The following is a 14,371-nucleotide window of genomic DNA, read 5'->3' on the forward strand; positions in this document are numbered from 1 at the left end:
TTCTCCTAGTGGTATTAATATTTTGTACTCTTCTATGAAAGATTTCCACCTGCCGGGAGTGTTAGACGGGAGTGTTAGATGTGTAGTAGTGGTTTTTAAACCCTGCTCCGTCAGCTCGATTGGGTTCAGAGATAATAATTTCGGCATTGTAGGTCGATACTTGTGATCATTTAACTGGTGTTCAGATGACTGTTTGTAGGTTTAATTAATTCTCCAGCATTGTACGGCACCACTTTTCATCAGTTGACTGATTAATTTTTCTGATATGTCAATTTCTGGAAGGTCTGAGCTGTCGTCTATAGAACTAACTAGTAGATTGAACTCGTTAGATGGTTCTTCGCGCAAATCATCTTCGGGGAGTGGAGTCCCTAGAAGTGCATATTTAAGGGTTGGCGTGCTTGCTAGAAAGGCAGGGTATTCGTCATACGTGCCTTCATTATCTTCCTTGAAGGTAATGCCAATAATATCTCCGAGAACAGTGGCCGTATTTTCCAATGAACCGATTGGGGTTAAACCGATATCTGCGAACGCTCTATAGGCTTGGGTGCTCATGCTACTTTCCTGGTTTAATAAAAAATTGAGAGTCGGCTTTCGCTTGGAGCTTTTCAATTTTCTTCTGTGTAAATATACGGAAGGTAAATCGCTAATTTCTAAGTCCGGAGAACTCTGAACACTGTCTCAACTTGTTTTCAATTTGCTTTTGGGTTTTTGAAGCTTCACTAATACGAGAGCCACTCCTAAAATTCGCCAAAGATAAAAGCACCCTGCCTACTAGTGGCGGAAATATTGCATACAGGACAGGCCTAAGCTTATAAGAGTCCGAATTGGGAGAGATTTTTAACGTTGCTAGTTCATGCCTCTAACATGTAGCTCTCGACCTTGGTTATTAGCTCCACTTTATTTTTTGTTCTGAATTCACCTATATAATCTTCAGATTTTTTTATAGGCTTTCCATGGTTGTCATATTTTATGGTGAGGAAGTCAACTACGAACTCTCCGGATGGGTCTCCTTCTGGTTCTAGTCTTGCATCGAAACAATGACCTGTACTTCTTCGTACGCCGCCAATTAGTACTGAACTACTGTACCAGTCAGATGTGTTCTCTGTTAACTCGACTTCGAAAAGGTTATTTATAGTTATTGTCCATCCGCTTGGTACTCGAATGGCTTGAAGGTTATATTCTAGTTTTTCTCTCATCTTACCGTTCCCATATGTTTTTGCACTTGTTCTGGAGGCTCAGGGAAGCTATGGATTACTGGTCTTCCTGTTTTGAGTTCAGTGGGTAATCACATCCCCAAGGAGGAGTAAATAGCTCAGGGGTAAAATGGTCTTCTTGAATAAAATGGTTGATCTCACCTTCAGATTCTAGTGTTTTTAGCTTTGTTATGACCACGTCGGAGCTGTCACTGCTGTCTTGTGTTTCGAGTGCTTTTTTCGGAATGGTGAACTTCTATAGCGACATAGTTTGAGCTTTTAGAGTCTTCTATGAGTTTGTAAAAATGTCGGCCTAGACGTCGGTTTTCAAAGTTGAGTCCTTATTGTGACGTGAACAGTATCAAGGGCGTTGAATTGGGAGGGTATGGTCGCAGATAATTAACTTTTCATGAATTTTGGTTATGCTTTTTTGCTTCATAACCTTTAGCGACTATTATTAATGCCGGGTTTGAACTCCATGCTGAAATGAAACTGTAGCTTTTTATGGTGCCATCAATGTCTTCAATATTGATGTTTTTAAGGAGTATTTTTTCACTTTCTATTATTTCTGATATTTCCTCTCCTTCAGCCCCTATACTTTGGAATGCTATCAGGTTTTCAAATATGATAGTCCAGCTTTGCTCTTTCCAGTCAGTAAAGTTAACTACTAGTACCCCTGGAGTGCTTGTTATTTTTTGGATGGTTCCATCTGCTGCAGAAAAAGAGTTCATCATCTATGTTCCTGGGTGTTTTTCTCCCGGTATGAAACCTGCTCCATGTCCGGGTTGATAGTTATCTGGCTTCGCCTTTGAGATCTGTTCCTGTCTTTTGGCTTACCCCCGGTCAGTCGATGCTGGCAGTCGTACTGGTATTCAGTGACCAGCTTTTGCCCGGCGCCGCGGCGTCGCGGCTGAGGTTGCCGAAGGCGTCGTAGCGGTATTTGCATTGGTTGCCGTTGAAAGATCAGCGCAGTTCGTCACGCTGCGCTAATAGGGCATTGCTGATTTTTTAAAGAACGGGTTTAAGCGTTCAGGACTTGATCCTGCAATCTGCGGCCGATGACGTCCATCAGGTCGCAACCATCACGGAGTGGGATAACGATCACCCGCGACAAATCTTGTAGCAGTAGCGGGTCGTTGTTGAAGTTTTCGGTTAGAGAAATTGTTTCAAGTAGTTGGGTGACGCATCGAATGCGATATGCGGCGGTGTCATGCAGCACGTCCACAGGTGCCTGAGTATCAATCAGTAGCGAGGGAAAATTGTTGTCGATGCCGGTGATAGGCATGTATCGATTCATGATGGAGCTCCTTTAGCAATTCGATGAACTGCCTTCTCACTTCCACATGAGGGTGGCAGCTGTGCGCGGGTGTGGAAGACCGGGGCTAAAGGAACCCGGCGCACCCGAAGGTGCCCCGCGCACAGCGGCCGCAACACAATAATGTAGGAACAGAAGAATGCCTACATTTGTTTTGGGACGCTTTAGCGCCTTTAGCTATAGAGCGGACTTCCACATCCGATCGCTGATTTCGCAGCGATTTGAAGATGCTATCTAGACGGACGCTATGGTACAAGTTGACGGAAGTCGATATCCCTGTAGGGGGATTCTGTATAAGTTGTAGGGGAATTCTAATGAATAATAATGAAATAGTTGCTCATAAAGATGTGGAGAAATCAAGGATGTACTGAGTAGCGACTCAGGATACTAAGGCCCAACCCCAATGGACTCGCCCACCCGTAGAACTAGGCCCGTACTGATAGTCGTTAAACTTTGATTTCTATGTAGTGGCAGCCACAAGAAGAATTGTTTTTATGGATTATGATTTTAGGTAAATGTTGTAGCCTTTGTCTAATTCGGATTTAGTATGGTTCTTTATCACCTCTATATCAAAAAGCGTTGCAGGTGTTGATGATGTTTTGTTTTTTATTTCTTGATTGGCTTTTTCTATTTCGTGGGTAAGGTCTGTGTAGGAGTCTATAATTATTGAGTCGTTGGTAGAGTAAGTTAATTTTATCTTTTTGGAGGTTATAAGGCATAGTTTTATGCTGATATCTGGATTGAATAAGAGTCTTCCTCCTATGTCATAAATTTTGTCGTTGTTTTGAAGTTCTCTCCCCCAGCTACTTTGCGTTGTATGCTTGCTGTCTCCGGTTTGTATTGAGATCTCCGACTCCAGCCTGTCTAACCCTTCAAATTCAATAAGCGCGCTTTTCACCAGGATGAAGCCGTCACTTATAATGTTTTCAGGGATTGCTGAAGAAGCTTGATTCGTTAATTGTTCTATTATTGGGTCGTCAATTGTGTTGAGGATGAAGTTTGTTATTTTTATTTTTGGTGTCTCGTAGAATTTTTCAGTTAATGCCACATCTAGATAGCTTATAAGCCCTCCAGCATTGTCATAGTCTATAGCGCCAAATGCTTCCTCTATGTTAAGTGTTATTTTCATTGTTAATCTGCTCTCTTAATGACAAATTGATCAAGCTGCCTGGATTGAATGTCTCGCCCGTCAACAGTCTTAAATCCTTGAGTTGATATTTTTTCATGGGAAACAATTTTCAATCCAAGTGATTCAATTCTCTTGATCGCCTTTTTTAAATAACCATTTGCGTTGGCGCTGCCTGTTAAAGTTATTTGGCCATCTTTCGATAGGACTCTCAATATTTCCGGGTTTAATGGATCATAGCCATAGGGGTTATCAATATTGATCCGGCTTTGGGAACCATCTTTGATTCCCGACAAATTGGTTGCATCACCAGCATGTACACCAGGGACCTTTGGATCAATGTCCAGGTTATAATAACCCTCTAAAGGATTTGTACCTGCTCCAATATTTAACGAGCCATTTGCATCTGCTGGCTTAGGACACTCCCCAGTCAACCCCAACGGATCCACCCACCCCGTAGGATTAGGCACATACTGGTAGTTATTCAACCCACCCGCCAGCTTGACTGGGTCCGGGGTCAAAAACCGTCCAGAGTTCGGATTGTAGTAGCGATGACGGTTGTAGTGCAGCCCGGTTTCCGTATCGAAATACTGCCCCTGAAAGCGCAGCGGGTTGTCGATTTCGGACACGTCCAGCGCTGCTAGATTGCCATACGCCCGGTACTTGGCCGACCACATGATCTCGCCGCTGTAGGCGGTCAATTCCTGCGGCGTGCCAAGGTGGTCGAGCTGGTAGTAGAACGGCGTAGCCTGGGCCGGGCCTTCGCCATCGAGCATGGCCAGGGGACGAAAGGTGCCGGGTTCGTAGATGTAAGTGCGATAGCGATTTTCAGCGCTCTCGGCGATCAGCCGTTCGCCTTGCCACAGGAACTCGGTAGTACGGCCATCGACAGTTTTGGCAATGCGGCGGCCGAAGGCGTCGTACTTGTAGGTGGCAGTGCTTCCGCCCGGCAAGCTGACGCCGATCAGGCGGTGCTGGCAGTCGTATTGGTATTCGGTGACCAGTTTCTGACCGGCGCCGCGGCGTTCGCGGCTGAGGTTGCCGAAGGCGTCGTAGTCGTAGTGACGGTCGCCTTGCATCAGCAGGCGGTTACCTTTGACGTTGGCCAGGTTGGCGGCGGGCTGGTCACCCTGGCCGAGCAGGTTGCCGGCCGGGTCGTGGGCGAAGCTCTCTGGTGTGGCACCCCGTACGTTGATCAGGCGATCCAGCGGGTCGTAGTGATAACGCAGGTTGCCCTTGCGGCTGTCGTCGATGCCGGCGAGGTTGCCGTTGGCGTCGTAGGCATAGGCGCGGCGGTAGAGGTTGTGCTGCTGGCCGTGCTGTTGCTGGCTGACGCTGTGGGCCTGCAGGCGGCCTTGATCGTCGTACTGGTACTGGCTGAGCAGCAGGCCCTGTTGGCGCTGCTGTTCGCGGCCGGCGTTGAACTGGTGGCTGGTCAGGCGCGAGCCGTTGAGGTCGATGCTGCTGAGCTGGCCGCCAGGGGCATGGCGGTAGTCGAGGTTGCTGCCATCGGGCAGGCGGCAATGGCTGAGCTGGCCGAGCTTGTCGTATTCGTAGCGCAGGGTGCCCCAGCCCTGGTGTTCGGTAATCAGGCGGTCTTGCAGGTCGTATTCGTAGGCCAGCGGCCGTCGTAGCGGATTTTTCGTTGGCCGCCGTCGGAAGATCAGCGCAGTTCGCCACTCTGCGCTGATAAGGCATTGCTGATTTTTTAAAGAACGGATTTAAGCGTTCAGAACCTGATCCTGCAATCTACGGCCGATGACATCCATCAGGTCGCAGCCGTCGCGGAGTGGGATGACGATCACTCGCGACAAATCTTGTAGCAGTAGCGGGTCTCTGCTGATGTTTTCTGTTAGAGAAATCGTTTCAAGTAGCTGGGTTACACATCGGATGCGGTATGCGGCGGTGTCATGCAGCACATCGATGGGGGCCTGTGTGTCGATCAGCAGCGAAGGAAAGTTGTTGTCGATTCCTGTGATGGGCATGTAGCGAGACATAGATGATCTTCCTGGGTCAGTTTCAGAAACTGCCTGCATCACTTCCACATGAGGGGTGGCAGTTGTACACGGGTGTGGAAGACCGAGGATCCAAGAACCCGGCGCACCCGAAAGTGCCCCGTGTACAACCGCCATAATTTAAAAGCATGTAAAAAGCATGCTCAATGGAGGTTCTTTGACTTGGATCTCAAAGGGCTTCCACACCCTTATCGCTGATTTTTGCAGCGATCTGAAGATCCTATCTGGGTAAAGGGTGGGCTACAAGCTGGCGGAAGTCGATGTGATCTGTAGGAAAATTCTCTAAAAATACTAACAGAAAATTATCTTGCGTTTGGCTAATAGACAAGTGCTGTTTTGGTTTTGCTACTGTGCATTTGAGGGGCTTTATAAATCACCCCTCTCCCCCAAAATTATCAATTTCTTGTCGCGTAGAAGGCACGCCAATAGTTGGGATATTTTATTTCGTAATTTTTAAAAGTTGAATTCGGCGCTGACTATTCCGTCGTCGTCATTTTTTGAGTTGTTTTCTTCATTGTCAGGTACGAGGTGTTCAAAGAAATTAGTAAAGGATGGAGCAATTAGGAAAAGTGAAGATGCATCATCTTTCGCTTCGTGATACCAGTAATATACTTCTTCCGTTTTTTTGCTAATGCAAAATTGATCTCCTCCCCCTGACTCTCCAAATGTATAAAAATCACCGCTTATTTGGTTTGAGTACATTTCATTTTTATAGTAGATGTTGTTTGAGTCTTGGTTTAGTCCGTAGATTATATCTAGGAATACGAAGCCGTTTCTGTCGCCGATAGGCATCTTTTTAGGGGTTTTGAATTTTGCACCATTTGAGAAAACTATGGCTGTTTTGAACTTTTTTAGAAGTTTCTTCAGATCTTCTGAAATTTCGCTACCATCCTGCAAGCTATTGCGGGACTGTTTTGTCTCGAAGGACATTGACTCGGCACCGAGCTCATTTAAAACCTTGTCATATGACATATTTAATTCCTCATGTCCGAGGCAGAGCCAATATGGGGGATATTTCCATGTAGGCCTGACGGGATCAGCTGTATGGTCTCTTTATCAAGATGGTGTGGTGTGAGCCCAGCCTTTCGTAATAATAGTCTAGCTGCATTGGCGCTTCTTAGATTTTTTTCTTTTTTTAGTCTTTCATAAACTTTTTTGAAATCTTGATCTGTACCATCTAGTACGCCAGGCTTGAATTTAACAGTACCTTTTGACCACTGTGAAAAGTCGGGGCGACCATTGATGAAAGGAATAGGCTGTCCTTTGGTTACTTCGTTTACCTCAGGAATATCAGAATACCAAGGACTTTCTCCTGGCTTCCCCTTCCCATCTGTCCCCCAGCGACCTTGGTTCCTCGGAAGTCGCGTACGGGAATTCTGACCTGTCTCCAGCGTTTGGGATTTGCCCCCAGTTGCTCCTGGGCACTCATCTAGACCTAATGGATCCACCCAACCCGTTGGGTTATGCACATATCTGTAGTTGTTCAACCCCCCCGCCAGCTTGATCGGGTCCGGCGTCAAGAACCGTCCCGAGCTTGGATTGTAGTAGCGATGACGGTTGTAGTGCAGCCCGGTTTCCGTGTCGAAGTATTGACCCTGGAAACGCAGCGGGTTATCGATTTCGGAGATGTCCAGCGCGGCCAGATTGCCGTATGCCCGGTACTTGGCGGACCACATGATCTCGCCGCTATAGGCGGTCAGTTCCTGTGGCGTGCCCAGATGGTCGAGCTGGTAGTAGAACGGTGTGGCCTGGGCCGGGCCCTCGCCATCGAGCATGGCCAGCGGGCGGAAGGTGCCGGGTTCGTAGAGGTAGGTGCGATAGCGATTTTCAGCGCTCTCAGCGATCAGTCGTTCGCCTTGCCAGAGGAACTCGGTGGTGCGGCCATCGACGGTCTTGGCGATGCGGCGGCCGAAGGCATCATACTTGTAGGTCGCGGTACTGCCACCCGGCAGGCTGACACCGATCAGGCGGTGCTGGCAGTCGTATTGGTATTCGGTGACCAGCTTCTGGCCTGCGCCGCGGCGTTCGCGGCTGAGATTACCGAAAGCGTCGTAGTCGTAATGACGGTCGCCCTGCATCAGCAGGCGGTTACCTTTGACGTTGGCCAGGTTGGCCGCAGGTTGATCGCCTTGACCGAGCAGGTTACCGGCTGGGTCGTGGGCGAAGCTTTCTGGGGTGGCACCCCGTACGTTGATCAACCGATCCAGCGGGTCGTAGTGATAACGCAGGTTGCCCTTGCGGCTGTCGTCTATGCCGGCCAGGTTGCCGTTGGCGTCGTAGGCATAGGCGCGGCGGTAGAGGTTGTGCTGTTGGCCGTGCTGTTGCTGGCTGACGCTGTGGGCCTGCAGGCGGCCTTGATCGTCGTACTGGTACTGGCTGAGCAGCAGGCCCTGTTGGCGCTGCTGTTCGCGGCCGGCGTTGAACTGGTGGCTGGTCAGGCGCGAGCCGTTGAGGTCGATGCTGCTGAGCTGGCCGCCAGGGGCATGGCGGTAGTCGAGGTTGCTGCCATCGGGCAGGCGGCAATGGCTGAGCTGGCCGAGCTTGTCGTATTCGTAGCGCAGGGTGCCCCAGCCCTGGTGTTCGGTGACCAGGCGGTCTTGCAGGTCGTATTCGTAGGCCAGCGGCCAGTGGCCGTCGTCGACATTGACCAGACGCCCGAGGGCGTCGTAGCTGTAGTGAATTTCTTCGCCATCGGCCAGGGTTTTCACCAGCAGGCGGCCAGCGGCATCGCGCTGGTATTCGGTGACCAGTTCGCTGCCGTCGTCGCCGAATTCGGTTTTCTTCAGCAGGTTGCCGTTGAGGTCGTAGGCGTAGGCGGTGCTGCGCCCGTCGAAACCGGTTTCCTGCTGGATCAGGCCGTTGGGGTAGTAGTCCAGGTGGTACTGCTCGCCGCGCTCGTTTTCGATATCGGTCAGCAGCAGGCGTGCGTTGTCGTAGCGATAATGCAACTGGCTGCCGTCCGGGTTGATGCGGCGGCTGACCAGGTGCAGGTTGTCGGCGTATTCGTAGCGGGTGATGCGGCCCAGTTCGTCACGCTCGGCGGTGACTTTGCCGTAGGCGTTGTAGCTGAAGGCCCGGGTCGCGCCGCCGGGCAGGGTGATCTGCGCCAGGCGGTTGGCGGCGTCCCACTGGTACTGGGTGATGGCGCCGCTCTCGTCCTGGCGGGTGATCTGCCGGCCCAGGGCGTCGTAGCGGTACTTACGTTGGCCACCGTCTGGCAGGCGTTCCTCCAGCAGTTGGCCGAGACCGTTCCAGCCCAGTTGATGGCGGCTGCCGTCGGGGTGGCTGATTTCTAGCAGGCGACCCTGGCGGTCGTAGCGGTAGTGGGTTTCGTTGCCGTGTGGGTCGGTTTGCTGGGTTATGTCGCCCTGGAGGTTGCGCTGGTATTTCCAGGTGGCCTTGCCGCGACGTACCACCCGTACGAAACCGTTGTGGTGCTGGTAGGTGGTCGGTTCGTCTTCGGGAGGGATGATTGCGACCAGGCGCCCGGCTTCGTTGTACTGATATTCGGTGATGGCGCCGAGCGGGTCTTTCTCGGCGATCAGCCGACCTTTTTCATCGTAGGCATTTTGTGTTTCTGCGCCGTCAGGGTCGGTCTGGCTGACCAGTCGTGCATTTTCGTCATGTACGTAAACCTGCTCGCTGCCATCGACGTTGATGACAGTGACTGTGCCTTGGTCGTCCCACACATACCGGGAATCGATTTGCGAAAGGTTGGACCACTGGCGGATACAGCGGGCCGCCTTGCCTTCGCGCTCCCACTCCCAGAAAAAGCTCGCACCACCGGCCAGTTGGCGTTGCTGAATGACATGCTGCTCGTCATAGCGATAGCGTTCGATTTCACCCACGGCATTGGTGGCGCTGATCAGTTGATTGCGCTCGTTGTATTGGTAGCTGACCAGGGTCTGTACCGTCAGCCAGGGCTCCTGACGTTCACCTCGTTCGTCGTACTCGGGGCGGCGCTGCTGATAGTCCACCGCGGCGATATGGCTGTCGTCATAGCGCACGAGCAGGGAGCGCCCGGCGCCATTGTCGATGCGCTGGATCCGATCGACCAGGTCATAGCTGATGTGCAGTTGATTGTCGTAGGCGTCGCTGATGGTGGTCAGGCGACCGGCACGGAAGTGATAAAAGCGCGAGCCTTGACCGGCTTGCGTCAAGATCAACTCGCCGGGCGCATCGCCCAGGAAAATCGCCGCCTCGGCCAGGCTGTTGGTGATGTTCGGGCGTTGTTCGGTCGGCAGCGGAAACTGGGTCTGGCGGTTTTCGTTATCGGTCCACAGCACGCCTTCATCGTTGATTTGCAAACGATGGGACAGCGAGTGGCTCCAGCCGAAACCCAGGCGGTTGTCGATTTCCACCGCGCTGGTGCGATACAGCCGCGTCCATTCCAGGGGCAACAGACCGTCGAGTTCACCGTCGGTGAGGGTCAGCAGTTCCTCACCGGTAACCATCGAGATCGGGTCGCCTTCGCAGCGGGTGTTCTTTGTGCACTGCGTCGGTTGATTCGCCGGGTTCTTGGATTGCTTGGGTACGTCATTAACCGGTTCTTGTTTGACCAGCAGAGTTTGCGGCTCTGTTTTCTTCCGGGCAAACACCGAGGCGTTCGCCTCCATCAGCGTGGGGGTATCGGCGGTCTTGGGCAGAGGCTTAGGCAGAGGCTTGGGGCCACCGCCCGCGTCGATGAGGATAGGGGCTTTTTTGCTCGCATCCAGTGGAGCGTTCTTGGCCTGGAGCATTACCGGTTTGGACAGCTCGGTATGGCCTGGAAGGCTATGTTTGCTGCTGGCCATCATCAGTTGCTCGGCCAGCCCCTCAAGGTATTTGAGCGCTCCCCCGGGCTTCATTTTGCTCAGGGCCTTGGTCCCCAGGCGCACGGCCAGGCCGGCCCCGCCGGTAAGGCAGATGCCGATGAGCACGTTGATCAGGAATTCGACGCCGATGCTCGCGATCACACTGACGATCATTTGCGGCGGCAACATGCCGACCCAGGCCACGATCGCCGAGATGTAGATAAACATCAGCGGTTCGTCGTTGAGTATCAATAAGGCAGAGGCGATGGCGTCTTTGGAAGTGGCGTAGAGCTTGTCGATTTCGAGGTCCGATAAGTAATCGCCAAGCTGTTTGGCCTTGCCTATCGGGTCGGCCAACAGCTCCATAAAGTCTTTCAAGTCATCCCACAAATTGAGCAGCGCCTGCTCGAAGCTATCGAGCGCCTCTTGCAGCAGAATCCTCGCGCGACCTGAACGATCGGCCGCGGAGTAGGTGCTCCATTGCGGTTGGAACTTGCTCGCCCACTCGCTTTTCAGCCAGCCGTCGAGGTCGCTGATCACGCTTTTGTAAGAGCCATAAAGGGCTTTGACATCGCTTTCCGAGACGTCCGGAAAAAAGGTGATGCGATAGAGTTTCCCCGGGATGCACTTGTCGATGGTCTCGATGCCGCTAGGACCGATCTTTTTATTGATCGGGGCTCCTACCACGGAGTAACCGATCATTGCCTTTTCGACCTGTTCGAGACGTACCGGGGTATTGCCGATGGGCACGTAACGCGCGGTTTCGAACGTATGGATCAGGGTGAACTTGCCGTCCTTTGGACACACGGCAAAGGTCTCGACGGCCCCTTTCTTGGTCTTGCGCTGGGTGACGCTGACCTCGTTGCCGACCTTGAATTTCTGGTCGACGTCCATGGCCCAACCCGTCCAGAAACCGTCCGCCCAGTTCTGGTAGTCACTCAGGCAATTATTGAAGTCCTTGAGGATCAGGTTCACGTCAGGTGCTTTGGCGTCCAGTACCCGAAGGACCAAGGTTCCCAGTGGGCTGCTAATCATGCGTTGACTTCCTTTGTCAGCTGGGCGGCGAGGCGCTCTGCCAAATCTTCTGTAGGCGGTTGGTTGCGGACGAAGCGTTCGACTTTGTGGCGCAGGTTGTTTTCAGGAAAGGCGAAATACAGCTCGGGACAGTCTTCGCTCAGCCACTGCATCAGGTTGTCGATAACGGTGCTCGGGTCGTCCTTGGCGAGTTTCTTGACCAGTGCTTCTGGCACCTCCCACCAGGGAAATGCCTTGGGCGGCTTGACCACTCCCTGGCCGGTTTTCAGAGCCTGGCCATTGACGAGATAGCGATCGAATACCGGCAGGACTTGCGTTGCGTCTTGGCCCAGGCCGGTGAGAATCGGATAGATATGCCGCCCATCCCAATACCTGAAAAACACCTCCGCCCCATCCGGCATCTTCACCTGGGTCAGGCTGCGCAAGTGTTCGAACACCACATCCGCTTCGCAGTTGGAGACGGCCAGCCAGCCCCAGTCGTCGGCGTCGGTGCTGGCGATCCAGTCGAGGAAGGGCGCGTTCGGCTTGAGTTCGATCAGGTAGGGCATGACCGGCTGCCAGTCGGCGTAGGGCGTGCCGCTCCAGATCGGGGTCAGGCCGCTGGCGCCCTGGGTCTGGTAGAAGTCCTTGAGCGGGTCGGCGTCGCTGGCGTTGCTGATGACCAGGTACAGGCGTTCGTCGGTTTGCAGGGGCTGCTGGGCGAGCCAGGCTTGGGGTGTCAGGCGATCAGATGGCACAGGCACCGTCCTTGCACTTTTCGCACTCTTCGCAGAAAGGCGCGTTGCGTTTGAGGGTGTTGATCTGCGCCGGGGTCAGCAGGGCGCCGGCTTTGTCGGCATCCGCTTGCTTCAACACGCCGGGCATCAGCGCTGCGGCGCCGGAGCCGCTGCCCGGCGCGCCGCCGGAGTTGACCTTGACCTGCGGGCCGCTGATGGTCACGCCGCCAGCGTCGAGCTTGATAAAGCTGCCGCCGCCCTTGAGGGTCAGCTCGCTGCCGGCTTCCATCACGACCTTCACCCCGGCATTGAGGTGGATCTCCTGGCCGGCTTCGATGAACTGCCCGGTGCCGATCTTGATGTGCTGGTTTACGCCGACGGTGAGGTGGTCGCTGGCGCGGGCTTCGACCTTGCGGTCGGCGTGCACGGTGTGGTGTTCCTCGGCCTTGAACTCGCTGTAGCTATTGGCCTCGACCGTGTCGTGGCGTTCGTTGCCGACGCGGATCTTCTGGTCGTGTTCGACGTTCTCGTCCCAGTCGCGCTGGGCGTGCAGGAAGATCTGTTCCTGGCCCTTCTTGTCCTCGATGCGCAGCTCGTTGTAACCGCCACCGCCAGGGGAACTGAGGGTCTTGAAGGTGCTGCGGGTCTTGTTTGCCGGCAGCTCGTAGGGGACGACGTTTTCCTTGTGGTACAGGCAGCCGCTGATCAGCGGCTGGTCGGGGTCGCCCTCGAGGAAGGTCACCAGTACTTCCATGCCGATCCGCGGGATGGCGATGCCGCCGTACTGCGCCCCGGCCCAGGCCGAGGACACGCGCAGCCAGCAGCTGGTCTTGTCGTCCGACTGGCCTTCGCGGTCCCAGTGGAACTGCACCTTGACCCGGCCGTACTGGTCGCAGTGGATTTCTTCGCCCTTGGGCCCGGTGACCACCGCGCTCTGGCTGCCGAGGATGCGCGGCTTGGGATGCAGCAGAGGCGGCCGGTTGGGCACGTCCCAGGGCGTGGCCTGGAAGCGGTTGCGGTAACCCTGGTGGAAGTCGTCCTTCAAGGCCGTGGTGTCGCTGGTCACCGACTCTTCCAGCACCTGCGGCTGCTTGCCTTCGTGGATGATCTCGGTGAGCAGCCAGAGGTCGTTCCATTGCGCTTTCGGGTGTTCGCTCAGGGCCAGGAAATGCCCGCTGACCAGCAGCGGCTGGTCGCTTTTGCCCTCGGCCAGGCGGTAGTCGCTGCGGTGGCGTTCCAGGGCGCGCTTGGCCAGGTGCTTGCCGCGCTCGCGATCGACGAAGCGGCCGGGGTAGTCGTAATCCTCGAGGTCCGGCTTGAGCTCGCTCTTGGCGTCGCTCTCCAGGGTCAGGCGCGGTTTCTCGAAGTCGTAGTCGCGGCGCGTGGTGCGGCTGGTACGGGCTTCCAGGCGCAGGTCGAAGCGCTTGATCACCGGGTCGTTGGCGACCATGCCGGAGTCTTGTTGATAGGCCACTGGCGCCAGTTTCGGGAACACCGTCTGGTCATCGCCGAAGACGATGGTGTGGCTGTCGGCGCTGTGCTGGAAGTGGTAGTGGATACCTTCTTCCTCGCACAGGCGCTGGATGAAATGCAGGTCCGATTCGTCGTACTGCACGCAGTAGATGCGCTCGGGATAGATCGAACCCAGCTGGAACTGGTAGGCATTGCTTTGGATGCCGTGTTCTTCGAGGACCTGGCCGATGATTTTCGGCACCGTGAGGTTCTGGAAGATACGTTGGTTGATGCGGTGCGCGAGGTAGGCCAGGTGCGGGCGCACGGTCACCGAGTAGCGGGTCAGGCGCTTGCCGGAATCGCCCTGGGCGACGCGGTAGATCTGCCCGTGGATGCCGGTGCCGTTCTGCGCCAACTGCAGGAAGGCCGGTTTGTGCAGCAGGCTTTCCAGGTCCAGGGCGGCCTGGGCGCTGACCAGCTCGACCTCGAAGGCAAAGGGCTGGCTGATGGCTTCCCGTCCGGTGAAGGACAGTACCTGGAGGTCGTTGGAAAGACCTTCGACGGTCAGGCTGAAGTGGGTCTGATTGGCCGGCGCGAACATCCCTTGTTCCTCGTGCAGTACTGCCGCGTGGGTCGAGCCCGGGGCCGGGCGCCGACGAACGCAAGAAATCCCTTATGGCGTAAACAACATCGACCAGCAGAGCTGGCCGATGTTGGTGTAACGGT

10 protein-coding genes and 1 pseudogene are annotated in these 14,371 nt (G+C 54.2%); all 11 read right to left on the minus strand.

Features of this window, described 5'->3' with window-relative positions; genetic code table 11:
• Window positions 1-201: 201 nt before the first annotated feature.
• Window positions 202-552, minus strand: a complete 351-nt coding sequence (locus C4K38_RS01140) for a hypothetical protein (protein WP_124345248.1) — start codon at window positions 550-552, stop codon at window positions 202-204.
• Window positions 553-851: 299 nt separating this feature from the next.
• Entirely contained in the window at window positions 852-1,196 is a 345-nt protein-coding gene (locus tag C4K38_RS01145; RefSeq protein WP_124345249.1) for a hypothetical protein, read from the minus strand.
• Window positions 1,197-1,600: 404 nt separating this feature from the next.
• Window positions 1,601-1,927, minus strand: coding sequence for a hypothetical protein (locus C4K38_RS01150; protein ID WP_124345250.1), 327 nt, complete (start codon window positions 1,925-1,927; stop codon window positions 1,601-1,603).
• A 287-nt stretch (window positions 1,928-2,214) separates the two neighbouring features.
• Window positions 2,215-2,490, minus strand: coding sequence for a hypothetical protein (locus tag C4K38_RS01160; RefSeq protein WP_053276954.1), 276 nt, complete (start codon window positions 2,488-2,490; stop codon window positions 2,215-2,217).
• A 517-nt stretch (window positions 2,491-3,007) separates the two neighbouring features.
• A complete protein-coding gene (locus C4K38_RS01165; RefSeq protein ID WP_053276955.1) occupies window positions 3,008-3,637 on the minus strand; it encodes a hypothetical protein in 630 nt (209 codons plus the stop codon).
• Between the two features lie 410 nt (window positions 3,638-4,047).
• A pseudogene (locus tag C4K38_RS01170) lies at window positions 4,048-5,259 on the minus strand (RHS repeat domain-containing protein); the annotation flags it as partial.
• Window positions 5,260-5,355: 96 nt separating this feature from the next.
• Window positions 5,356-5,631, minus strand: coding sequence for a hypothetical protein (locus C4K38_RS01175; protein WP_053276956.1), 276 nt, complete (start codon window positions 5,629-5,631; stop codon window positions 5,356-5,358).
• 471 nt (window positions 5,632-6,102) lie between these two features.
• A complete protein-coding gene (locus C4K38_RS01180) occupies window positions 6,103-6,621 on the minus strand; it encodes an SMI1/KNR4 family protein (RefSeq protein ID WP_081364176.1) in 519 nt (172 codons plus the stop codon).
• A 2-nt stretch (window positions 6,622-6,623) separates the two neighbouring features.
• Window positions 6,624-11,477, minus strand: coding sequence for an RHS repeat-associated core domain-containing protein (locus tag C4K38_RS01185; RefSeq protein ID WP_124345251.1), 4,854 nt, complete (start codon window positions 11,475-11,477; stop codon window positions 6,624-6,626).
• Complete coding sequence (locus tag C4K38_RS01190; protein WP_053276958.1) at window positions 11,474-12,214, minus strand: DUF4123 domain-containing protein; 741 nt, start codon at window positions 12,212-12,214, stop codon at window positions 11,474-11,476. The genes C4K38_RS01185 and C4K38_RS01190 overlap by 4 nt, the downstream gene beginning before the upstream one ends.
• Complete coding sequence (locus tag C4K38_RS01195; RefSeq protein WP_081364173.1) at window positions 12,204-14,246, minus strand: type VI secretion system Vgr family protein; 2,043 nt, start codon at window positions 14,244-14,246, stop codon at window positions 12,204-12,206. The genes C4K38_RS01190 and C4K38_RS01195 overlap by 11 nt, the downstream gene beginning before the upstream one ends.
• Between the last annotated feature and the right edge of the window lie 125 nt (window positions 14,247-14,371).

This window comes from Pseudomonas chlororaphis subsp. piscium, from assembly GCF_003850345.1.
Classification (GTDB): domain Bacteria; phylum Pseudomonadota; class Gammaproteobacteria; order Pseudomonadales; family Pseudomonadaceae; genus Aquipseudomonas; species Aquipseudomonas piscium.